Source organism: Pseudoalteromonas sp. PSi26 (genome assembly GCF_054960575.1).
The window spans coordinates 199,517-221,467 of record NZ_JBHNYT010000002.1 but is presented as its reverse complement, the minus strand read 5'-3'; the positions used below and the strand labels follow the sequence as shown (position 1 = coordinate 221,467).

The window sequence follows — 21,951 nt, the reverse complement described above, 5'->3', positions numbered from 1 at the left end:
TTTACCTCCGTTGAAATAACGCCATAGTTTCAATATGCCCAGTATGAGGGAACATATTCATTAGCCCAATTTTGTTGAGCTCAAAGCCTGCTTGCGAAATAATAGCGCTGTCACGGGCTAGGGTAACAGGGTCGCAAGAGACGTATAAAATTGTTTTAAATTGCTTTAAAGGTAATTGCTCTAATATAGCCATTGCACCAGTACGTGAAGGGTCTAATACCAACACATCTAGATTTTTATTAAACCACTGCGCATTTTGTATTTTTTGCGTTAAATCAAAACAATGAAACTGCGCGTTACTGATAGAGTTAGTTTGCGCATTTTGCGCGGCCATTGCAACCGCAGAAGCAACACCTTCTATACCAATAACCGTTTTTGCTTGTTTTGCCAGCACAAGTGAAAAGTTACCAATACCACAAAATAAATCTAATATATTTTCATTACCACTTAAACCAAGCCAATCTACCGATTGTTTTAACATAGCTTGATTAACTTGCGCATTAACTTGAATAAAATTATCCAAACCAAACTCAAATTTTAGTTTAAATTCATCTAGGTAATAGTACGGCATAGTAATATTAGTATGGTCAATTACATCACTTTCGCTTTGCCAAATAACTGAGTATTTGTAAGGCGTACAGGCTTTTATGACCACAGCTTTTACTTCATCACTAATTGCTTTAGTGTGACGAATAACTACAAAGTTATGCGTTTCACTTTGGCATAATTGCAGGTGGCTTATACTGTGTAATGACTTATTGTGATTAATTAATTCATCAAAAAGTGTAAAAACAGCTTCATAGGCATCAGTCAAAACTGCACACTTATTGATACTGACAACATTTTTAGAACCGCTTGCTCTGTACCCTATACGCATTTTTTTAGCAGCCTTATCAAACATAACCGCTATTCGTGCACTTCGCCTATAATGTGTTGGTTTACTTAATAATGGAGTTTGCCAGTTTAAATTTGTTTGCTTGGCAAATTTTTCGAAAAGCTGTTCAACCGCGGTTTGCTTTTCAACTACTTGCTGATTCACATCTAAGTGCTGTAATTGGCAGCCACCACAGTGATTATAATGCTCACAAAAAGGCGCTACTCTTGCTTTACTTTCTTTAATCACTTTGTGTGTAACAGCACTACTGTAACGCGCTTTATCATCAACAAGCCTCGCTTTTACCTGCTCGCCTGGTAATGCACCTGCAACAAAGCATACTTTATTGTTATATTTTGCTATGCCACGGCCTTGGTGATCCATATTTGTTATATCGAGCACCACTGACTTTTGTTGAAGAGGTTTTTTTTTCGCTTTAAAAATTTGTGCCATGTGGCATTACCTTACATTTATTTAGGTTAAAACTCGTTACTAATCACGTGTAGGTGAAGCTTTGAGAATAAGCATCGAAACGTATATACTCAAAACATACTAATAATGATAATAATGCTCCCACTATGACCAAATTAGGCTTACGTGATTCAGTTTTAACTTTGACCATGATCCCCACGGTGATCATTGGATTGCTGCTTGGTGGTTATTTTACAGTAAATCGTTACATTGAGCTTGATGAAATTTTATATCAGCAAGGTGCAACAATTTCAGAGCCTTTAGCTATTGCCCTAGAGCAGCCACTTCTTGATAAAAATAAAGTATTACTTAATCGTTTAATCAGTTTTACACATAATCGGCACTCCCCGTCTATTAAGTCAATTGCTATATTTGACACTAACAACGAGCTGTTGATGACGAGTAATTACCACCGTTCATTCGATGAATTAATTAATCAAGCGTCTCTTGAATCACTTAAAGTCACAAAAATAGAATCCTCAAAAGATATAATTACTTTCTATACGCCAATTGTGGGTCATTCTTCACCTAATACTCAATGGGACGCTTCAGCCTTTCAAACATCGTTAGGTACGGTCATTTTACAGCTAAACAAAGATAAAGCCGTGATTGGTCAACAACGCGCCTTACTTATTAGTGGCATTGTTATTATTTTATCTTTGGTATTAGCGGCAGTTTTGGCATTTAAACTTAGCCGTATGTTTATGACCCCTTTAAATAAGTTAGTACTTGCAACCGACAAACTTGTTGAAGGAAAAAGAAGTACAGGCCTTACCGATACCATGTTAGGTGAATTTGATATTCTTCGTGAAGGGCTAAACACGATAGCCGATACTATGGTGATGCAAAAAGACGAAATGCAAAAAAATATTGACCAAGCAACCAGTGATTACCGTGAAACGCTTGAACAGTATGAAACACAAAATATTCAGCTCACAATGGCAAAAAAAGAAGCACAAGATGCCAACCGTGTTAAGTCTGACTTTTTAGCAAAAATGAGTCACGAGTTACGTACGCCACTTAATGGTGTAATAGGATTTACTCGCCAGCTTTATAAAACACCACTGAACAAGCATCAAAAAGATTACCTAGATACAATCATGTTGTCGGCTAATAGTTTAATGACCATTATCAGCGATATTTTAGATTTTTCTAAACTAGAAGCTGGGGCGATGGAACTTGAGTCGATTCAATTTCAATTGCGCGATGCAGTAAATGAAGTAATGACACTGCTTGCCCCAAGCGCCCATGAAAAACAGCTTGAGCTCTCTATTTATATAAACCCGCAGGTCCCTGACGATTTAACAGGCGATCCTACTCGCTTTAAACAAGTACTTATTAATTTATTAAGTAACGCAATTAAATTTACCGAGCAAGGTTCTATAAAAGTAGATATTAGCTACCGCTTACTTGATGAAGAAAGTGCCTCTGTTTTAGTGTCGGTAACAGACACAGGTGTGGGTATACCAATGGATAAACAAGATTCATTGTTTACCCCTTTTGGCCAAGCAGATTCGAGCATTACGCGTAAATTTGGGGGTACCGGCCTCGGCCTGATTATCACCAAACATATTGTTGAAGCGATGAATGGTCGAATATCGTTAAACTCAGCGCCTGGTAACGGAACATGTTTTACATTTAATAGCGTTTTTAGACTCCCTAATCACGTATTTACCAACGATCTACCAAGTAAGTCACTCATTGGTAAGCGTATTTTATACTTAGAGCCGCACGAGCATACGCATCATGCTGTACTGTCTTTATTGACTGAGTGGCAAGCAAATGTAACGCCATGCTTTAACGAAGCCAGCTTCTTATCGGCTGTAGAAAATACCCAAACTAAATTTGATATTTGTTTAATAGGTCACATGGCATCGGTTGATCATATGCAACTATTAAAAGGCTATGTAAAAACAGTAAGAGACTCGACCGATTATTTATATTTAATGCTCAACACCGTTTCACATAATATGCGAGAGGCGTTTATTGGCAGCGGTGCAGATGCCTGTTTAAGTAAGCCGCTTAATCATCGTAAGCTATGCGAGGTACTTGCTGCGCCATATAGGCTCGATCACCCTGTCCATAATATAGAGCAAAGCGAACAAAAGTTGTTGCCACTCAAAGTGTTAGTTGTTGATGATAACGATGCTAACTTAAAACTTATATGTACACTGCTTGATGAGCAAGTTGAGGTCATTGATACCGCTCATAATGGTTCACAAGCTTATAGTTTAAGTAAAAGCCATAAGTATGATGTTATTTTTATGGACATTCAAATGCCGATAATGGATGGCATAACCGCATGTAAACTTATCCAAGAGTCATCCCTTAATGAAGATACACCTATAATAGCAGTAACTGCGCATGCCCTGCATAGTGAAAAAGAGCAACTACTGAAAGATGGCTTTAAAGGGTATTTAACCAAGCCCATTGATGAAGATACACTTAAACAAATTATTAGCGACCACAGCCCACAAACGCCAATAAACCGTGAAAAAAGCAAAAATGAAATACCACAAAGTCCAGCGCCTTTTGAGAGTAGCCGAATAGATTGGCCCCTTGCATTGCAACGGGCTGGTGGAAAAAACGAATTGGCGCTTGAAATGCTTAATATGCTGCTTTTAAGCGTACCAGAAACGCTTAATTTACTGACTAAAGCTATTGATGATGAAGCTTGCGAACAAGTACTCAGTATTGTGCATAAATTTCATGGTGCGTGTTGCTACACCGGTGTACCGAAATTAAAATCGTTAGCTGAAACTATTGAGACTTCACTTAAAAATGAGTGCGTGCTCGAAAATATAGAACCTGAACTTTTTGAGCTACAAGATGAGCTTGAAAACCTATTGGTTGACGCAAAAATGGATAGTAAAAACAAAAAAGACGTGCTTTAAGCGCGTCTTTCAATTAGGCCTTAACACTCAGACCTGATAGTTAAGTTAAAACAGCTATTTATAATTGAAGTTAAATCCGCGCTTCAATCATTAGGCGCTTCATATCACGCACCGCTTTATCTAAGCCATCAATGGCGGCACGCGCAATAATAGCGTGGCCTATATTTAACTCATAAATTTCTGGCATAGCCGCTATTGGTTTTACATTATGGTAATTTAAACCATGCCCTGCATTTACAATTAAGCCTAAACTTGCTGCGTATTGTACACCTTGACGAATGTGTTCAAGTTCTCTGCTTAAGTCGCTATCGTTTGTAGCGTCTGCGTATGCACCAGTGTGTATTTCTACATAAGGTGCGCCACAGGCTTTTGCAGCATCTAATTGTGCAGTATCCGCGTCAATAAATAATGAAACTTTGATACCTGCATCAGTAAGGGTTTTAGTTGCCGCTTTTATTTTGTCTATATTACCTGCAACATCTAAACCGCCCTCAGTGGTCAATTCCTCTCGTTTTTCCGGCACTAAACAAACATATTCAGGTTTCACCTCTAAAGCAATAGCAATCATTTCATCGGTTACTGCTGTTTCGAGGTTCATACGCGTTTGAATTGTTTTTGCCATTACATACACGTCACGGTCTTGAATGTGGCGGCGGTCTTCACGTAAATGAATGGTAATGCCATCTGCACCGGCGTGCTCTGCAACGCTTGCTGCATGCGCTGGGTCAGGATATGTTGTTCCTCGTGCTTGGCGAAGCGTTGCAATGTGATCAACATTTACACCCAAAAGAATATCTTTCATTGTTTTACCTGTAAAATTACGTTTATTGAGAGGCCGTAAATAACTCACGACTTTTTAATGGCTTATTACCTAACAAAGGTTTTAGTAAATAGCGACTTAACTGTTTCGCCATATATAACACATCTTTTCGGCTAAAGTCATGATTTGCTATTGCTTGAAGCTGTTCACCGCTAAAACCTGAGCGAGTATCTTCTTGGATAACAAACCCAAATTCAGAGAAATAACTATACGTAAGCGCTTCATCTATTGGCTCACCGTTGGTATCAAAACTAAAATCAACACCGTAACCCAATAATTCTAGTAGTTGAAATTCGTACGAACGCAAAACAGATTGCAAATTGGCGCCACGGTTTAAATTTTCTAAATGAGATTTATAAAGCTCATAAGCTTGTTCAATTGGCTCATTAACAGGCACTATTCTGTTTGTTAACTCGTTTAAATAAAACCCACAATAAAGCTCGTCACCAGATAAAAAAAGCGGTGCGTCGTGCAGCTCAAATTTATTAATGTATTTTAAATCGTACTTACCACTATAGTGAACAAGTAGAGGTTGAAAGGGTTGTAATTGCGCTTTGTGCTTAGTGGCCTGGCGGCCACTAATTCGTGCGATCATTCTAAGCTGGCCAACGCCTTCTACTAGCATATCGAGCATTACTTGTGAGTCACTATAAGGACGTCGGTGTAATAAATATGCGGTATAGAAGTCACTATCCATAAAGTAGGTTACTTACTATTTTAGTCTTCACCATAGCCTAGGCTTCTAAGTGCGCGTTCGTCATCAGCCCAACCAGATTTAACTTTTACCCAAAGCTCTAAAAATACTTTGTTATCGAGCATTTCTTCAAGGTCTTTACGGGCTTCACGGCCAATTACTTTTAGCTTTTCGCCTTTATTACCAATAACCATGCGCTTTTGTGTTTCACGTTCAACTAAAATTAACCCATTGATATGCCAAACACCGTTTTCTTGCCACTTAAACTGCTCTATTTCAACAGTCACCGAGTAAGGTAATTCTTCACCCATAAAGCGCATTAGCTTTTCACGGATAACCTCTGCAGCCATAAAGCGCATCGAACGATCGGTTACGTAGTCATCAGGAAAGTAAAACTCACATGGCGGAAGACGTTTGGTTACTTCGTCTTTTATAAGGTCAACATTTTTACCTTGCTTAGCCGAAACGGGCATAATGCTCACAAAGTCAAACTTATCGCCTAATAACTTCATGTGCGGAAGCACTAAATCACGGTCTTTCACTTGGTCAATTTTATTAATAACCAACATCACTGGCTTACCGCTTTGCGATACTTTATTTAGTACCATTTCATCATCAGCAGTCCAGTGTGTTCCTTCAACCACAAAAATAATCAGTTCTACGTCACCAATCGAACTAGATGCAGCTCGATTCATTAAACGGTTAATTGCGCGCTTTTCTTCTATGTGAAGTCCCGGCGTATCAACATAAACGGCTTGATGCTTACCTTCTGTATGAATACCCATAATACGGTGGCGCGTTGTTTGCGGCTTACGTGAAGTAATACTGACTTTTTGCTCAATAATCTCATTGAGTAAAGTCGATTTACCTACGTTAGGACGTCCTACAATGGCAATCATGCCACAAAATGTATCAATATCGCCTTCATGAGGTTGTATTAGGGTATCAAGATTCATTTTTAATTATCTTCAATGCTTTTTCAGCAGCTTTTTGTTCGGCCTTACGGCGTGAGCTACCAACAGAAATTATGCTATCCATTCCATCAACAATACATTCAACCGTGAATGTTTGATTGTGCGCTTGGCCCTTTGTATCAACCACAGTGTAACCTGGTAAAGGAAGTTTGCGACCTTGTAGATGCTCTTGCAGCAGGGTCTTCGGATCTTTTTGATTAAGCCCTGGTGAAATAGCATCTAAGCGTGATTCGTACCACGATAAAATAAGCTCGCTGCAACGCTCAATACCTGAATCTAAGAACGCAGCACCAATGATGGCTTCTACTGCATCGGCAAGTGTTGATTCGCGGCGGAATCCACCACTTTTAAGCTCACCTGGGCCTAAACGTAAGTAATCACCTAAACCAAACTCAACGCCAAACTCAGCAAGTGTTTGACCACGTACCAGTGTTGAACGCATGCGGCTTAAGTCGCCTTCACGTGCTTTAGGGAATTTGGCATAAAGTGCATTAGCAATAACAAAACTCAAAATTGAGTCGCCTAAAAACTCCAAGCGCTCGTTATGCTGACCTTTGTGACTGCGGTGCGTCATTGCCTGTTCAAGTAAACCTTGATCAGAAAACTCGTAGCCGATTTTGTTGTATAACTCTGTTACATTTTTTTTCATTGTTACTGAATATTACCTAGGCGTTCAAAGCGAACACCAGTTGGAACCCATCCTGGTAAAACATCATCAGGGCCATTCTCAAATTCAAAACTCATCCATATAAAGACAGCTTTCCCCACCAAGTTTTCTTTTGGTACAAATCCCCAAAATCGACCATCTTCACTATTATCTCGGTTGTCACCCATCATAAAATAGTGATCTGCAGGTACAACCCACTCATCGGTGCGAGTACCAGCTTGTCTAAAGTAGCGACCCTTTTTCTCTGGAACCTCAGGGTAAATTAAAATATCGTGACCATCTTCTGTTAGCGATTCATTTATTCGAACCGATTCCATGCCTTTTAGCATAAACTCGCCTCTATCTTTCACTTCCATGTTAATTTTGTTGTACTCACCACATTGTAAGTTACTGCGGCTTACTTCACCTTCGCTGCACTTTGGCTGAATGTATAGATGCTTATCGCGGTATACAATCTTATCGCCAGGTAGTCCTATTGTTCTTTTGATGTAGTCAATTGTTTCATTACCAGGAAACTTAAAAACAACAATATCACCTCGTTCAGGCTCATCCATCTCAACTAATTGAGTGCGCCAAACAGGATCTTTTATACCGTATGAGTACTTTTGTACTAAAATAAAATCGCCCACAAGGAGTGTGGGCATCATTGAACCTGACGGAATTTGAAAAGGTTCAAAGATAAACGATCTGAAAATAGTAATAGCAGCAATCATCGGAAAAATCGATTTTGCAGTTTCAGTTAATACTGGCTCTGGTGCAATTAATGCAGCTGTTTCATCATCTAACTTTGCGCCAGCTGAGGTTTGTGCTAACACTAAACGCTCTTGCCTTTTTGGTGCATACATTAAGTGGTCTATTAACCATATTAAGCCTGAGCCTAAGGTTAATAGCACCAATAAAATTGAAAAGTAACCAGCCATTTATAATCCTTTGTTGTTATTTGCCAACTTTCAAAATAGCTAAAAACGCCTCTTGAGGTACTTCTACATTACCTACTTGTTTCATGCGTTTTTTACCATCTTTTTGTTTTTTAAGTAGCTTTTTCTTACGACTCACATCACCACCGTAACATTTAGCAATTACGTTTTTACGTAGTTGTTTTACAGTTGTACGCGCAATAACATGCTGGCCAATCGCGGCTTGAATTGCAATATCAAACATTTGGCGCGGAATAAGTTCTTTAAGTGCATCAGCAAGTTGACGACCACGCGATTGCGCACTGTCTCTGTGGGCAATAATTGCAAGCGCGTCAACACGTTCACCATTAATTAAAATATCAACGCGAACCATGTCTGAGGTCTGAAAGTGCTTAAAATTATAATCTAGCGATGCAAAACCACGACTTGTAGATTTAAGCTTATCGAAGAAATCCATTACCACTTCAGCCATTGGTAACTCATACGTTACTGCAACTTGCTTACCGTGATAAGTCATTTTGGTTTGGCTACCGCGCTTTTCTATACATAGGGTAATTACATTACCTAAGTACTCTTGCGGCACTAATATATTTGCCTCAACAATCGGCTCACGAATTTCTACAATGTCATTTACTGCGGGTAAGTCAGACGGATTATCGATTTGAAAAGTGCGATCGTCCTTCGTTACGATTTCGTAAATTACCGTTGGTGCGGTTGTAATTAAATCAATATCGTATTCGCGCTCTAAACGTTCTTGAATAATTTCCATGTGGAGCATGCCCAAGAAGCCACAACGAAAACCAAAACCAAGTGCCGTTGAGTTTTCTGGTTCGAAGAATAAAGACGCATCGTTTAAGCTTAGCTTGTTAAGAGCATCACGGAATGACTCATACTCGTCAGACGCAATTGGGAACATACCTGCATATACTTGCGGTTTAATTTTTTGAAAGCCAGGTAAACGCTCTGGTGCTGCGTTTCTTTGATGCGTGATCGTATCACCAACGGGTGCACCGTGAATCTCTTTAATACCTGCGATAACAAAGCCTACTTCACCGGTACGTAAGATACCTGTATTGGTTTGCTTAGGTGTGAATATACCCACTTGATCGGCTGTATGAATGTGCTCGTTAGACATGATTTTAATTTTGTCACCCGTACGTAGCTCACCATGCTTGATGCGCACAAGCGATACAACGCCTTGGTATGGGTCAAACCATGAATCAATAATTAGCGCTTGTAGAGGCTCGTCTTTTTCTCCAACTGGCGGCGGGATGTCTTTGACGATCATTTCAAGTACTTCGGCAATACCAACACCTGTTTTAGCACTACACTGCACAGCGTCTAAAGCATCAATACCAATAATTTCTTCGATTTCTTCAGCAACACGCAATGGATCTGCTTGTGGCAAATCGATTTTGTTTAATACAGGAATTACTTCTAAGTCCATTTCAATTGCGGTGTAACAGTTTGCTAGAGTTTGCGCTTCAACGCCTTGTCCCGCATCAACAACTAATAATGCGCCTTCACATGCAGCTAAAGAACGCGATACTTCATAGGTAAAGTCAACGTGCCCTGGGGTATCGATAAAGTTAAGTTGATATGTTTCGCCGTCATTTGCTTTATAGTTCAACGTTACACTTTGCGCTTTGATGGTAATACCACGTTCGCGCTCAATATCCATTGAATCTAAAACTTGTTTTTGCATTTCACGGTCGGTTAAACCGCCACAAACTTGAATCAAACGATCTGAAAGGGTCGACTTACCGTGGTCAATATGGGCGATTATCGAAAAATTACGGATATGCTTCATAAACTGAGTTCAATACTTCTTATTTAAAGGACTAAATATGGATACCTAAGTGACTTGCAAATACTTGTTTTAGTATGTTTTTTGTTAATTAATTAAAACATACATAATGACGAAAAATGATATAAACAATCAAAACGGCTCACACAGCAACCATGCTGCTTAACATTTATTAAGTTGTTTTAAATCACAGCTTCTTGTATTTCCAAGTTACTTGGGTATAAAACGCCAATTTTACATTTAATTGGCGTCAATCACCATCTATTTGAGTTAAAGGGATACTAATTGGGTGAATTTTTACTACTTTTATATCGTGCCTGAGCGATTTAACACGTGTTTTTGCAATATAAAACCCCAAAACACCACCCACCACAGCTGCAAATATTTGCCAACCTTCGCCCATTATCAATAACTCAGACGTTACAAGTGCAAAAATAAGACTAAAAAAAAGCGGCAGCATATACACAGCAAATGCGTGTTTTACCATATGGCTATCATCGAGGGATAAAGTGATCTTCTGGCCTACTTCGACAGGGGACTCAAACTTATAAGGGAGTGTTTTTTTTGCAGTGCCAAATAATTTACTAAATACTTGGGAGCCGCAGCGCCCGTTGCAGCCAGCGCAAGCTTGCTTTTGCTCAGCTTCTAAATGAGCCGTGTGGCCACTAAGGGCCACAACAGTGAGGGTTTGTTCAATCATAACAATCCTTACGAATCGTTTATAAAGCGCGCGTAACAGATTCGGCTATTGCCTTTGCAGTTAAGCTTGGCACATTACCAACAACCGATACATCAAAATTACCGCCATTATGCACATAAACCGTTGTAGCGCCAGAGGTGAGTGCACCACTTAAACGTTTACCAGGCAGTGGTCGCTGAATAAATACCGACACTTCAACAAACCCATCTGAATATAGATAGTAATCCGTAAGCTCGTTATTCAAATCTAGCTTGTGTCTATCCGATTTGAGTAGCTCGAAACCAGCAGGTAACCAGCTTATTTTCCAGTTAGTTGACGAACTATCAACTCCTTTCAACTCGCTTTCAGGCAACGGTGTAGGAAAATTTCGATTTAACACTTCTAATAGCATAGGTGCTGGTTGTTCAGTCACACTAATATGGGTTAACTGAAGCTGCTCAAGAGCCTCTCCTTGATGGTTTACATAAGCAGCTTTCAACAGCAGCGCCGATTCCATATCAAGCCAAATCCAGTAGTTATATTTGTGCTCATCTTTTGACTCTATGCGTACAAGCTGTGCAGCACGCCCTGCAATACGCCCTTTTCCACCAAGTACAAAATCATAGTGCTCACTTAAGCGCTGTATATCTTTAAAAAGAACTTCAGGGATAGGGCCTGCAATTGAATCTGTTTTAATCGAGTAAGGCTCAGACTGTGGCTCAAAATAAGTTACCTGGTCGTTAACTCTAATCATTTCAAGGCCTGCGCCATTGAGCAAACTTAGGTGTTCGAGTTCGGTTTCATCTTGTTTGGCGTGCACCCATCGGTAGGGTTCCATTGATTTACCTTTAACAACAACAAATGAAGCGTCAAAGTTACGATTATGGACAGCATTGGCCATTTCTAATAATAGCATTTTGGCAGGGTTTGTCTCGTTGGCAACGGCAGTAAAGCTTAATACCAACGACAGAACAAAAGTAATTACTTTCATTTAATTAGTTTTTTTCCTCTTGCGCTTTTGTTTCATTTTGCGCTGTTTGAAGAGAGTTAGCAACACGTGCTTGACGTTGATGCTCTAACACCAACGCACCAATACGTTGTTGTTGTAACTCACGCAAACCTTGCTCTGCGTTTTCAAGGGCTGGCGCTGATGAGTAGCTCACTGGTGACGCCATACCTGTTAACGGTGTGGTTTGAAGTAATGGAATTTCATTTTGCTGTGGATCACTTTGCGGCAAAGTACTCACTCCCACAATCGCAAACATTGCTACGCTTGCAGCTATTGCAAGCTGCGCAACAGGTTTACGCCAGTTAAATGCCACTACGTTATTTTGTTCTTTTTTATCAGTTGCTTGAGACTGCCCTTTAGACTGAGTAAAGTCAGCGTAAACAGGCTCGCTTTCTAGTGCTAATGCAACGCGTTCACTAATATCAATATGGATGTCGTGGTTATTTTTTTGAGCACGCATTGCATCACCAATTAACGCATAACGACCAAACGTAGAAACATCTTGCTCTGCAATTTTTGCATCAGCTAGGTGCTGCTCGCCATCAAGTAATGCAGATAACGATTCGTTATCTAACTTGTTAAGGTGTGCTTTTGTCATACTAAGACTCGCCTATTAATGGGTTTAATTTGTTATCAATTGCTTCACGAGCACGAAATATACGCGAACGTACTGTGCCTACAGGGCAATCCATTACCACAGCTATTTCCTCATAGCTCATACCCTCAATCTCTCTGAGAGTTATTGCGGTTTTAAGGTCTTCAGGCAAACTATCAATTGTATTAAAAATTACAGCGCGAACCTCTTCACTTAATAAAAGGTTCTCAGGTGATGCGTTTGAACGCATGGAGTCACCACAATCATAAAATTCAGCTTCTTCGGCGTCAATATCATTGGCTGGCGGCTTACGCCCCTGTGCAACTAGATAATTTTTAGCACAATTAACGGCAATACGGTATAACCAAGTATAGAAAGCACTATCGCCTCTAAAGTTGGGAAGTGCACGGTAAGCTTTTATAAAAGCCTCTTGCGCTACATCAGCAATATCACCTTGGTTTGATACATAACGAGAGATCAAACCTGCAATCTTGTTTTGATACTTCTTTACTAATAGATTGAAGGCATTTTTATCGCCCTGCTGCACTCTTCTTACTAGCACTAAATCCAATTCCTGCTCGCTCATTCGAGCCGGTACTCCTATGTCTGGTTTTACTTGTTATTCATATTATCGCCATTGTTCACAAATACTCTGACCGCGACATGAATAAAAAGTTCTGCTTAATATTATTTTTATATAAAATAGTTCATAAATAACGGCGATAAGCCATTAAAATCACTACATAGTGGTATGACAAATATGATACAACTACGAATATTAAAAACAAATACTGCTTTAATTTAAGCATTGTAACCGCAAAGTACCCCTGACATGAACCAAAATAAACATCACATCGCAGATGTCGCTATTATCGGAAGCGGCGCGGCTGGCTTATCTCTTGCCTTATCATTAGCTAATTATTGTAACGTTACCGTTATTAGTAAAGGCGCGCTTACCGAAGGCTCTACACTTTATGCACAAGGTGGCATAGCCGCAGTATTTGATAAAAAAAATGACAGTATTGAATCGCATGTTGAAGATACTCTGGATGCTGGCGGCGGCCTATGTGACCGTGAAGCTGTTCACTATACAGCAAGTAATGCACACGATTGCCTTCAATGGCTAATTGACCAAGGTGTGCCTTTTGACATGGAATTTGATAGCAAAGGCAAAGAGCGTTTTCACTTAACGCGAGAAGGCGGACATAGCCATCGTCGAATTTTACATGCCGCCGATGCGACTGGTAAAGCCGTTCAAACAACATTAATAAGCCAAGTAAAAATACATAAAAATATCACTCTACTTGAGCAATACAATGCAATTGATTTAATCACTGATAAAAATACAGGCCGAACAGGTACACACGTAAAGGGTATGTATGTATGGAACAAAAAAGCTAAAAAAGTCGAAACTATATCAGCTAAATTTGTAGCACTTGCGACCGGTGGAGCGAGTAAGGTGTACTTATATACATCTAACCCTGATGTATCAAGCGGTGACGGTATTGCTATGGCTTGGCGAGCTGGCTGTAAAGTGGCTAATATGGAATTTAACCAATTCCACCCCACCAGCTTATACCATCCTGAATTACAAAACTTTCTAATTACCGAGGCAATGCGCGGTGAGGGCGCGTATTTAAAACGCCCCGACGGCACTCGCTTTATGAAAGATTTTGATGAGCGTGAAGAGCTAGCACCCCGTGATATAGTCGCTCGCGCAATCGATTTTGAAATGAAGCGCTTAGGTGCCAATTGCGTTTACTTAGATATTAGCCATAAAGATAAAGAATTTATTATTGAGCACTTCCCTACCATTTATGCAAAATGCTTGAGTGTTGGGTTAGATATTACAAAAGAAGCAATTCCGGTTGTCCCTGCCGCACACTACACTTGCGGTGGTGTAATGACTGACTTCAACGGTAAAACAGATTTAGATAATCTGTATGCAGTTGGTGAAGTAGCTTACACCGGCCTGCACGGTGCAAACAGAATGGCAAGTAATTCATTATTAGAGTGCATTGTGTTTGCCCATGCTGCAGCGAAAGATATTTTAAGCAAAATTGAACATGCGCCAGAGCCAATGACCTTGCCGCAATGGGATGAAAGCCGTGTAACTAACTCGGACGAAGAAATAGTCATCACTCATAATTGGCACGAGCTACGTCTGTTTATGTGGGATTATGTTGGTATTGTTCGTTCAACTAAACGGTTAGAGCGCGCATTGCATCGCGTTGAGCTGCTGCAACAAGAAATACACGACTATTATGCTAACTTTAGAGTCAGTAACAACTTACTCGAGCTACGTAATTTAGTGCAAGTAGCAGAGTTAATAATTAGAAGTGCCATGCAAAGAAAAGAAAGTAGAGGGCTTCATTACACGATTGACTATCCTGATCAAAACGAAAACCCAACCCCCACTATTTTGACTCCTGAGCGCCACTAACAGCGCTCAAAACAGCTCGTTTTAATCGGGCATAGCTTTGCTTATCAACACCATTGACTGAAATAATAAGCCAATGGTTGTTACTAAATCCTTTTATGCATAGCCAAACACTGCCCGTGAACACTCTGCTTTTGGTACTTATTTGCCCTTCTACTTTATAAGCGTGATTTTCGAATCTAAACAAGTTGGGCTCTAAAATAATCACGCCCATGTGCGGTTGGCATAAAGTTACTTTACGCTCTACTAAAATCCCAGCGATTAGATTGGCAATAACACAAATTATAATAGACAGGACAGAACTTAAAAATAAGCACATTATTAATGTAAGCACACAAAAAAAGACCACAATGGGTTTGTGGTCTGCTTTATTATTTTTTACTGTGAACCTATACACGAACTCTGTTTAATATAAGTTGAACCATGCTATTTAGCTGCTCGTCTTCACATTTTTCATGCCCCATAAACCATGCAAATAAATCAGGGTCTTCTTGTGTTAACAAGCGCTGAAATATAGCTTGTTGCTCTGCATTTAAAGAATCGTATGCTTCTTCTACAAACGGCATAAACAAAACATCTAGCTCTAACATACCACGACGACAAGCCCAACGAATACGTGCTTTACTATGAATTTCAACCATTTTAAACCTCATACTGAATTGACTCGAGTTTAACAAACACAAGCCGGATTAGCAGCTATTAATCAACTATAAAATAAATACAGCCCTGCGGGTGCTTGTCTGTACCATACGTAACAACTGCGTTATTATGTCACTTCATTTGTATTGCAAAGAAGGTTTTTATGTCTAGCGTTTACGCATGTCCGTTATCTCACCAACTTATTAGCCTTACGGGTGCTGATAAATTATCTTATCTGCACGGGCAAATTACTCAAGATTTAAATAAATTAACCACCAGCAATTTTTTATGGACCGGTCACTGTAGTGCCAAAGGAAAACTGTGGGGTGTATTTAAGCTCTTTTCTCACCAAGACAGTTATTACTTATCTGGCAGCAGTGCCGAGGTGGAGCAATCATTAGTTGAGCTAAAAAAATACGCTGTATTTGCAAAAGTAGACATAAGCGCCTCTTCAAAGCGCCTCATTGGTCTTATTGGTGATGACTTATCCGCTACATTAGATGAGCTAAATATTACCTTTAACGAAAGCACTTCAGCATGTGATTTTCCAAGCGGTAAAGCGTTAAAACTGGCTAATAACCGAGTACTGCTTATGGTCGATAATCAGTTTTCAATACCAGATACAGTTTCAACGCTAGATAACGATGCCCCATGGCAGCAAGCAGCAATTTTAGCTGGCGAGCCACAACTCAACAGTGATGCAATTGGTGAATATGTGCCGCAAATGGTTAACTTACAAGCCATTGGTGGAATCAGCTTTAAAAAAGGCTGCTATACGGGGCAAGAAACTGTAGCCCGCATGAAATACCTTGGTAAAAATAAGCGAGCCATGTATATCGTATCAGGCCAAAGTGAAAGTATGCTGGACGAACCCGAACTTGAAGTACAACTGGGTGAAAACTGGCGTCGTGCTGGTAAGCTTATTGCGCAAAGCTTTGATGAAAAAACAAAGATCTTAACTGGCCTTGTTGTGTTGCCAAACGATACTGAAACAACGCAAGTGCTTCGTGTAAAACACACGCCTCAGGTAGAGCTAAGCATTCTGCCTCTGCCCTACTCTTTAGATGATGAATAAATAGGAATGACTATGATCGTTGCGGCAAACAAAGTGGTAAAAATGCATTATTCAGTGATGGATAATGATGGTAACAGCATTGATAACTCGTTCGGTGGTGAGCCGCTACATTTTATTGTGGGTACTGGTTATCTAATTTCAGGCCTTGAAAACGCACTACTAGGTAAGCAACCTGGTGACACGCTAAGCGTAAAAGTAGAACCTGAAGATGGTTACGGTGAACGCCATGACAACCTAATGCAAGCTGTACCAAAGTCGATGTTCGATGGTATGGAAATTGAAGTGGGTATGCAATTTCGTGCATCAACAGATGATGGCGACCAATCAGTAATGATTATTGATATCCAAGATGAAGAGGTCATTGTTGATGGCAATAACCCGCTTGCAGGTATTACACTAAACTTCGATGTTGAAATACTTGAAGTACGAGATGCAACAGCTGATGAGCTTACCCATGGCCATGTACATGGCGAAGGTGGTTGTGGTCACGACCACTAATAAACCTCTTGTAAAAAAAGCGCCTAAGGCGCTTTTTTTATATCATATTATTACGTTTAACCTCTTTGGGTTCGCTTTGTTGCTTTTTAGGCTGCGCCATTTGTACGTTTTGTTTTTTTAGTGCGTCTAGTAACCCTTGTTGGTCGTTTGTACCCACTCTGTACAAGGTGCCATCGTTAAGCGTAAGTTGTACAGCACTAAATCCAGACACAGTATAAACCCAACCATCGTGCGTTATACGAATACCAATGCCATGCCTATATGAGTTTTGAACTGCTTTCGCCTCAGAAATATCGCTAAGCATAATTTGCTGGCCGGCCACACCCGGGCCAAATCCCCAGCTAATTTTTTTATCGTCTACTTTAACTGTTAAGCCATGAAACAAAAAACCCACCAGTACCAATACACCTGCAAAAATAATTAACGGCCAATCTGCCCCAATTAAATTCCACGCTAAAGCAACAAAGCCACCAATCCAGGTCAAAACAAAAAAGATAAACACCGCATACTGTTTATGCTGATACATATTATTCTCTAATTAAATAAAATACTTAAAAGCTATACACTAAAGTAGCACTGAGCTCAGAATCAAACTTAAGTTTATCATCTTCTGGTTTTGAATTATAACGATACATATAGGCAAACTTAAGAGACACCGCCCCTATAACCTGACTAATCAGCGCAGTTTCAGATTTTAGTCGTGAATTTAACCCTGACAATGACTGCTCTATACTCACATCTTGATTAAAACGAGTGCGTTTTGAAACCAGTCGCTCCCATTGCATAGCAACACGAAGTAAGTAACCGGTTTTACTTTCTTCGCTTTCACTAACCGTTGAGTCTTCATCAGCTACCGAACGGTACAAACCAGGCCCGATATCAATATCTACTTTGTTCTTGGTGCCCTGATAAACACGTGCACCATAGCCTGTTGCAATGGTACTTTTAAATTTAAGACCACTAAACTGATCTTCCTCGTAATCGCCATAAATAAAGAACGATGAGTTTTTAACGCCTACTTTATAGTTACCCTGTGCAGATACAAACACACGGTTTGCAGTTACGTCGCTATCTCCAGTGTCGTCATTTTCGTCGCGCTTATAGAGGGTGTCAATTTTAAATTGGTTTCGCCACTTTTCAAAATCTTGGTACAGGTTACCTTTGAGTTTAAAGCTGGTTGAATTAATATTTCCCCGAGACAAAATAAACCCAAACTCAGTATCGCCGTAAAGCATTTCACCTTTGTGCAACTCGTGAATCTCTTCGTCAGAAAGCTGCCCATACTCATGAAAATCTTCAAATGGATCAACAGCCCAGCAAGAGCCACTAATTAAAACAAAAATTATAAATAAATACTTACGCAACATTCTCTCTCGCCACTTAATAAAAAATAAACAAGCAGTGGGGCTTATTCACTTTCTTTCCATAAAATATGGCAAAATGGGGCGTCTTTATCACGGCTAATTAAAATTTTTGCAAATAGCACATCTTCATTATCAAACTCTAAACCCACTAGCACTTGAATAAAATGTTCTGGCTCAATTTCAAGCGCAACAAAATCTTGCCACTGGTCGTCAGGTTCATCTTCTTCAATAAAGCCAAGGTCTTCTCGGTATTCATTAAAGTTTTCAACGTCATCATCACTTAAGTTACTCGGTGCTAACTCTAAAAAAATATCATAAGCTTGATGTGTTGCTTCTTCGATTGTAAATAAACGTGGACCCGACATATCTGCGTAACCTTAACCTTAATAATTGGCGCTATGTTATCAAATCTGATTAGCTATTTGATAAAAAAGCGTTTAAAAACCTGACTTTTTTAACCTCAAACCACACTTTATGTATTATCAAAATAAAACCAAGTCATTCAGACTGCCCATTTACAAATAAATTCAATCTATTTTAAAAACTGCATCACTTTACTTCACCTTTCTAACCGCATAAGCTCAAGCAACAGGTCAGAGGAGTTAACAATGATAAAACTAGAAAAGCAAAACGGTATTGCAACGGTTACCTTGAGTCGAGCCGACAAACAAAACGCATTAAACTTTGCCATGTTTGTGTCGTTAAATAACACGATTAAAAATATAAAAAAGGATCGTACTATTCGCGCGGTAATTATAAAGGGAGATGGCGATCATTTTTGTTCAGGGCTTGATATTGCCGCGGTTATGGCCTCACCTTTAAATATCATAAAATTACTCTTTAAATGGTTACCCGGCAACCAAAACTTAGCGCAAAAAGTAGTACTGGGTTGGCAGTCTTTAAGCGTACCTGTTATTGCACAAATTAATGGCAATTGTTTAGGTGGGGGTTTACAAATAGCGTTAGGAGCTGATTACAGAATTGTACACAATGACGCCAAGCTAGCCATCATGGAAGCTCGCTGGGGGCTTTGCCCTGACATGGGGGCAAATGTAATGATGGGCGGACTTGTTAAACGCGACCAAGCACTTTTTCTTGCAAGCCATGCAACCCCTATAACCGCAGAGCAAGCAAACGAGCTAGGGCTCGTCACACAGCTAACAAACAACACAGAACTTGCTACCCAAACACTGCTGAGTACATTACTTGAACGATCGCCCGATACCCTAGCTGCTATTAAGCGTATTACTCAATTAAGCTATCAGTCACAGCAACGAAAAATACTCGCAAAAGAAACTTGGAGTCAAATTCGTTTACTAACAAACCCAAATACAAAAAAAGCCATCGCAAAAGCAAAGGGTAAATCCGATATAGAATACAACAACGCTAAGCGGTGGTAATTAAATCGGCGTTAATACTAAACCGACGTTAATACTAAGGCACAATGTACACACCGTTATTGATTGTTAAACTAAATGCACCCTATTAAATTGAGTAATAATGATGAAATATCTTTTAAGTAGCGCAATCATTTTGCTGTGTTTAGCCTGCGCTAAACTTATTATGCATTATACGGGAGGCAGCTTTCCTGCACCTTTACTCGCTATGGTTATTCTATTAGTGTTACTGCTAGCAGGCATAGTAACAGAGCAACAACTAAAGCCTTGTGCCTCCCCAATTTTAAATGTTATGCCTATTTTTTTTATTCCCGCTGGCGTTGGCTTTATTGAACACCTAAACCTTATAAAATCTAATTGGCCTTTTTTAATGTCTGTTATTTTTATTGTGCCAGTAAGTACATTATTACTAGTCAGCTCAGTAATGGTTTTTTTCAAAAGTAGAAAAAACAATGACTGAGTTAAAACCCGACTATTGGTGGTTGTGTATGCCTATTATTATTGCTTTGTTTTTACTGCTTAAGGCCTTTAACACACGCATGCAAACTAGTGCTTTAAAATCAATTACAAACCCTGTTTTTTTAAGTATTGCCGTTATTGCTTTGCTATTAATAAACTTAAACCTGCCTTACTCCAAGTTTGCCCATCATAGTCAACTACTAAGCTGGCTTTTAGAGCCCGCCATAGTAGCTTTAGCACTGCCTTTATATCAGCAATTCATTCATGTACGTAAAAATTTATTATTCATATTAGGTACTTGCAGTTTAGGTATTGTAAATGCAACTTTTGTGGCTTTTTTATTAAGTGTATTTTTTAAGGTTCCTTCTGAACTTAGTGCTTCTGTGGCAGCGCTTAGCGTTACCACGCCTATTTCGTTAATTGTTACAGATTCGTTGGGGGGGATCAGTTCTTTGGCCGCCGCTATGGTTATTTTTATTGGCTTACTAGGGGCATTATTTGGTTTCATGCTGTTTAAATTAGTAAAAATAGGCAGTCATGAACCCCAAGGGGTTGCTATGGGGACAGCCTGCCACGCTATTGGTACAGCAGCGGCACTTGCTGAACACCCTAAAATAGGTGCATTTTCATCAGTAGCTATGGCGCTCAGTGCATTGCTAACGGCCATAATAGTCCCACTCCTCTATCCTTTTTTAGTAAACAGTTTGCTATAGTTTACAAAAATTTAATTACACGAGTTAAGAGCCTATAATGATCAGTTCTGAAATAGAACAATTTGAAAAATATTACACCATGCTCACTGAGTATTTAGTTACCTACAGCATGCAAATTGTAGGTGCTATTTTTATATTATTGGTGGGCCTTTGGGTAGCACAAAAGCTATCTAAAATAGTCGCCAACATAATGACACGTCATAACATAGACATAACACTAACAAACTTTGTCAGTAGCGTTGTAAAAGTACTGCTTATTGTGATGGTACTTGTTATTGTGCTCGGCAAAATAGGCATTAGTGTAACACCGTTTGTCGCAGCCATTGGTGCCGCTTCTTTAGGCGCGGGCTTAGCATTACAAGGCATGCTATCAAACTATGGGGCTGGCCTCGCTATTATCGCTACACGCCCTTTTGTTGTTGGTGACACCATAGAAGTAAAAGGCGTCAGTGGGCAAGTAAAAACAATAGAGCTTGGTTACACCATACTCATCAACGAAGAGAAAGTTGAAATAACAATCCCTAACAAACACATTGTGGGTGAAATTATTCATAACTCATTTAGTTATTCTTTAGTAAAAGGTGAGATTGATATTGCCTATAGCGCCTGTTCAAATACCGCAATTAGCCTAATAGAAGGTGTTTTAAATGCGCACGAAGGTGTTGCTAAAAATCCCGCATCGCAAATAGGTATTGAAAAATTTGCCGATAGCGGTGTTACTATTAGCTACCGATACTGGGTACCTACTACGAAAATTATAGAAACAAAGTTAGCTATAAACGGCGGTGTGTACAAAGCCATTAACGACGCCAATATCGAAATACCTTTCCCGCAACGTGTTGTTACTATAAATAAAAGCGACTTATAACTGTAAATACAACGCTGGTCCAGCTAGGGACTGGCGTTAAAACAACTCAACACCACCGACTAAAAGCCATATTGGTTTGTTATTTTTTCTGTACTGT

23 protein-coding genes are annotated in these 21,951 nt (G+C 39.6%); 8 read left to right on the top strand and 15 right to left on the bottom strand.

Annotated elements, in window-relative coordinates; genetic code table 11:
* Position 1 precedes the first annotated feature (1 nt).
* Positions 2-1,327: a 23S rRNA (uracil(1939)-C(5))-methyltransferase RlmD gene (gene rlmD / locus ACFI34_RS03030; protein ID WP_462672362.1), complete on the bottom strand. Its 1,326-nt coding sequence runs from the start codon at positions 1,325-1,327 to the stop codon at positions 2-4.
* A gap of 125 nt (positions 1,328-1,452) precedes the next feature.
* Between rlmD and barA the strand changes: the two genes are divergently transcribed.
* Positions 1,453-4,239, top strand: a complete 2,787-nt coding sequence (barA, locus tag ACFI34_RS03025; RefSeq protein ID WP_462672361.1) for a two-component sensor histidine kinase BarA — start codon at positions 1,453-1,455, stop codon at positions 4,237-4,239.
* Between the two features lie 70 nt (positions 4,240-4,309).
* On the opposite strand, the gene pdxJ is transcribed toward barA, so the two are convergent.
* The 10 genes from pdxJ to rpoE form a co-directional block, all read right to left on the bottom strand.
* On the bottom strand, positions 4,310-5,041 hold the full coding sequence (pdxJ, locus tag ACFI34_RS03020; protein ID WP_462672360.1) for a pyridoxine 5'-phosphate synthase: 732 nt from the start codon (positions 5,039-5,041) through the stop codon (positions 4,310-4,312).
* 22 nt (positions 5,042-5,063) lie between these two features.
* Positions 5,064-5,756: a DNA repair protein RecO gene (recO, locus tag ACFI34_RS03015; protein ID WP_462672359.1), complete on the bottom strand. Its 693-nt coding sequence runs from the start codon at positions 5,754-5,756 to the stop codon at positions 5,064-5,066.
* A 20-nt stretch (positions 5,757-5,776) separates the two neighbouring features.
* Positions 5,777-6,709 (bottom strand): GTPase Era, encoded by a 933-nt coding sequence (gene era / locus ACFI34_RS03010; protein ID WP_010555866.1) that lies wholly within the window; start codon positions 6,707-6,709, stop codon positions 5,777-5,779.
* Complete coding sequence (gene rnc, locus ACFI34_RS03005; protein ID WP_006794149.1) at positions 6,699-7,376, bottom strand: ribonuclease III; 678 nt, start codon at positions 7,374-7,376, stop codon at positions 6,699-6,701. Before rnc ends, era begins: the two co-directional genes overlap by 11 nt.
* A 2-nt stretch (positions 7,377-7,378) precedes the next feature.
* Positions 7,379-8,314 (bottom strand): signal peptidase I, encoded by a 936-nt coding sequence (gene lepB / locus ACFI34_RS03000; protein ID WP_462672358.1) that lies wholly within the window; start codon positions 8,312-8,314, stop codon positions 7,379-7,381.
* Positions 8,315-8,330: 16 nt separating this feature from the next.
* Entirely contained in the window at positions 8,331-10,121 is a 1,791-nt protein-coding gene (gene lepA / locus ACFI34_RS02995) for a translation elongation factor 4 (protein ID WP_008132753.1), read from the bottom strand.
* Positions 10,122-10,368: 247 nt separating this feature from the next.
* On the bottom strand, positions 10,369-10,818 hold the full coding sequence (locus ACFI34_RS02990) for a SoxR reducing system RseC family protein (protein WP_462672357.1): 450 nt from the start codon (positions 10,816-10,818) through the stop codon (positions 10,369-10,371).
* Positions 10,819-10,837: 19 nt separating this feature from the next.
* Entirely contained in the window at positions 10,838-11,788 is a 951-nt protein-coding gene (locus ACFI34_RS02985) for a MucB/RseB C-terminal domain-containing protein (protein WP_462672356.1), read from the bottom strand.
* A 4-nt stretch (positions 11,789-11,792) separates the two neighbouring features.
* The gene (locus tag ACFI34_RS02980; RefSeq protein WP_462672355.1) at positions 11,793-12,404 is read right to left on the bottom strand and encodes a sigma-E factor negative regulatory protein; all 612 of its coding nucleotides are present in this window, start codon (positions 12,402-12,404) and stop codon (positions 11,793-11,795) included.
* A 1-nt stretch (position 12,405) separates the two neighbouring features.
* Positions 12,406-12,987 carry an RNA polymerase sigma factor RpoE gene (rpoE, locus tag ACFI34_RS02975; protein ID WP_006794143.1) on the bottom strand — a complete coding sequence of 194 codons (582 nt, stop codon included), beginning with the start codon at positions 12,985-12,987 and terminating at the stop codon, positions 12,406-12,408.
* Positions 12,988-13,233: 246 nt separating this feature from the next.
* Here rpoE and nadB point away from each other — a divergent pair, with 246 nt between their 5' ends.
* Positions 13,234-14,844, top strand: coding sequence for an L-aspartate oxidase (nadB, locus tag ACFI34_RS02970; protein ID WP_462672354.1), 1,611 nt, complete (start codon positions 13,234-13,236; stop codon positions 14,842-14,844).
* Between the two features lie 386 nt (positions 14,845-15,230).
* Here nadB and ACFI34_RS02965 read toward each other — a convergent pair whose 3' ends face one another.
* Entirely contained in the window at positions 15,231-15,482 is a 252-nt protein-coding gene (locus tag ACFI34_RS02965) for an FAD assembly factor SdhE (RefSeq protein ID WP_462672353.1), read from the bottom strand.
* A 161-nt stretch (positions 15,483-15,643) separates the two neighbouring features.
* Between ACFI34_RS02965 and ygfZ the strand changes: the two genes are divergently transcribed.
* A complete protein-coding gene (gene ygfZ, locus ACFI34_RS02960; RefSeq protein WP_462672352.1) occupies positions 15,644-16,555 on the top strand; it encodes a tRNA-modifying protein YgfZ in 912 nt (303 codons plus the stop codon).
* Positions 16,556-16,567: 12 nt separating this feature from the next.
* Positions 16,568-17,053 (top strand): FKBP-type peptidyl-prolyl cis-trans isomerase, encoded by a 486-nt coding sequence (locus ACFI34_RS02955; protein ID WP_008132774.1) that lies wholly within the window; start codon positions 16,568-16,570, stop codon positions 17,051-17,053.
* Positions 17,054-17,090: 37 nt separating this feature from the next.
* Here ACFI34_RS02955 and ACFI34_RS02950 read toward each other — a convergent pair whose 3' ends face one another.
* The 3 genes from ACFI34_RS02950 to ACFI34_RS02940 are packed head-to-tail and all read right to left on the bottom strand — an operon-like array spanning position 17,091 to position 18,782.
* Positions 17,091-17,579, bottom strand: coding sequence for a hypothetical protein (locus ACFI34_RS02950; RefSeq protein WP_462672351.1), 489 nt, complete (start codon positions 17,577-17,579; stop codon positions 17,091-17,093).
* Positions 17,580-17,604: 25 nt separating this feature from the next.
* Positions 17,605-18,420 carry a DUF481 domain-containing protein gene (locus ACFI34_RS02945; protein ID WP_462672350.1) on the bottom strand — a complete coding sequence of 272 codons (816 nt, stop codon included), beginning with the start codon at positions 18,418-18,420 and terminating at the stop codon, positions 17,605-17,607.
* A 41-nt stretch (positions 18,421-18,461) separates the two neighbouring features.
* Positions 18,462-18,782 carry an HI1450 family dsDNA-mimic protein gene (locus tag ACFI34_RS02940; RefSeq protein ID WP_006794135.1) on the bottom strand — a complete coding sequence of 107 codons (321 nt, stop codon included), beginning with the start codon at positions 18,780-18,782 and terminating at the stop codon, positions 18,462-18,464.
* 243 nt (positions 18,783-19,025) lie between these two features.
* Here ACFI34_RS02940 and ACFI34_RS02935 point away from each other — a divergent pair, with 243 nt between their 5' ends.
* The 4 genes from ACFI34_RS02935 (at position 19,026) to ACFI34_RS02920 (ending at position 21,854) form a co-directional block, all read left to right on the top strand.
* On the top strand, positions 19,026-19,817 hold the full coding sequence (locus tag ACFI34_RS02935) for a crotonase/enoyl-CoA hydratase family protein (protein ID WP_462672349.1): 792 nt from the start codon (positions 19,026-19,028) through the stop codon (positions 19,815-19,817).
* A gap of 103 nt (positions 19,818-19,920) precedes the next feature.
* On the top strand, positions 19,921-20,274 hold the full coding sequence (locus ACFI34_RS02930) for a CidA/LrgA family protein (protein ID WP_462672464.1): 354 nt from the start codon (positions 19,921-19,923) through the stop codon (positions 20,272-20,274).
* On the top strand, positions 20,267-20,986 hold the full coding sequence (locus tag ACFI34_RS02925) for an LrgB family protein (RefSeq protein WP_462672348.1): 720 nt from the start codon (positions 20,267-20,269) through the stop codon (positions 20,984-20,986). The genes ACFI34_RS02930 and ACFI34_RS02925 overlap by 8 nt, the downstream gene beginning before the upstream one ends.
* Before the next feature lie 37 nt (positions 20,987-21,023).
* Positions 21,024-21,854, top strand: coding sequence for a mechanosensitive ion channel family protein (locus tag ACFI34_RS02920; RefSeq protein WP_462672347.1), 831 nt, complete (start codon positions 21,024-21,026; stop codon positions 21,852-21,854).
* Positions 21,855-21,951 lie beyond the last annotated feature (97 nt).

Excerpts from the sequence above, each read along its gene's own strand:
- lepB (WP_462672358.1), bottom strand. The coding sequence starts at position 8,314 with ATGGCTGGTTACTTTTCAATTTTATTGGTGCTATTAACCTTAGGCTCA.
- ACFI34_RS02950 (WP_462672351.1), bottom strand. The coding sequence starts at position 17,579 with ATGTATCAGCATAAACAGTATGCGGTGTTTATCTTTTTTGTTTTGACC.
- rpoE (WP_006794143.1), bottom strand. The coding sequence starts at position 12,987 with ATGAGCGAGCAGGAATTGGATTTAGTGCTAGTAAGAAGAGTGCAGCAG.
- nadB (WP_462672354.1), top strand. The coding sequence starts at position 13,234 with ATGAACCAAAATAAACATCACATCGCAGATGTCGCTATTATCGGAAGC.
- recO (WP_462672359.1), bottom strand. The coding sequence starts at position 5,756 with ATGGATAGTGACTTCTATACCGCATATTTATTACACCGACGTCCTTAT.
- ACFI34_RS02980 (WP_462672355.1), bottom strand. The coding sequence starts at position 12,404 with ATGACAAAAGCACACCTTAACAAGTTAGATAACGAATCGTTATCTGCA.
- ACFI34_RS02965 (WP_462672353.1), bottom strand. The coding sequence starts at position 15,482 with ATGGTTGAAATTCATAGTAAAGCACGTATTCGTTGGGCTTGTCGTCGT.
- rlmD (WP_462672362.1), bottom strand. The coding sequence starts at position 1,327 with ATGGCACAAATTTTTAAAGCGAAAAAAAAACCTCTTCAACAAAAGTCA.
- ACFI34_RS02990 (WP_462672357.1), bottom strand. The coding sequence starts at position 10,818 with ATGATTGAACAAACCCTCACTGTTGTGGCCCTTAGTGGCCACACGGCT.
- barA (WP_462672361.1), top strand. The coding sequence starts at position 1,453 with ATGACCAAATTAGGCTTACGTGATTCAGTTTTAACTTTGACCATGATC.
- ACFI34_RS02985 (WP_462672356.1), bottom strand. The coding sequence starts at position 11,788 with ATGAAAGTAATTACTTTTGTTCTGTCGTTGGTATTAAGCTTTACTGCC.
- ACFI34_RS02955 (WP_008132774.1), top strand. The coding sequence starts at position 16,568 with ATGATCGTTGCGGCAAACAAAGTGGTAAAAATGCATTATTCAGTGATG.
- pdxJ (WP_462672360.1), bottom strand. The coding sequence starts at position 5,041 with ATGAAAGATATTCTTTTGGGTGTAAATGTTGATCACATTGCAACGCTT.
- rnc (WP_006794149.1), bottom strand. The coding sequence starts at position 7,376 with ATGAAAAAAAATGTAACAGAGTTATACAACAAAATCGGCTACGAGTTT.
- lepA (WP_008132753.1), bottom strand. The coding sequence starts at position 10,121 with ATGAAGCATATCCGTAATTTTTCGATAATCGCCCATATTGACCACGGT.
- ACFI34_RS02925 (WP_462672348.1), top strand. The coding sequence starts at position 20,267 with ATGACTGAGTTAAAACCCGACTATTGGTGGTTGTGTATGCCTATTATT.
- era (WP_010555866.1), bottom strand. The coding sequence starts at position 6,709 with ATGAATCTTGATACCCTAATACAACCTCATGAAGGCGATATTGATACA.
- ACFI34_RS02945 (WP_462672350.1), bottom strand. The coding sequence starts at position 18,420 with ATGTTGCGTAAGTATTTATTTATAATTTTTGTTTTAATTAGTGGCTCT.
- ygfZ (WP_462672352.1), top strand. The coding sequence starts at position 15,644 with ATGTCTAGCGTTTACGCATGTCCGTTATCTCACCAACTTATTAGCCTT.
- ACFI34_RS02940 (WP_006794135.1), bottom strand. The coding sequence starts at position 18,782 with ATGTCGGGTCCACGTTTATTTACAATCGAAGAAGCAACACATCAAGCT.
- ACFI34_RS02920 (WP_462672347.1), top strand. The coding sequence starts at position 21,024 with ATGATCAGTTCTGAAATAGAACAATTTGAAAAATATTACACCATGCTC.
- ACFI34_RS02930 (WP_462672464.1), top strand. The coding sequence starts at position 19,921 with ATGAAATATCTTTTAAGTAGCGCAATCATTTTGCTGTGTTTAGCCTGC.
- ACFI34_RS02935 (WP_462672349.1), top strand. The coding sequence starts at position 19,026 with ATGATAAAACTAGAAAAGCAAAACGGTATTGCAACGGTTACCTTGAGT.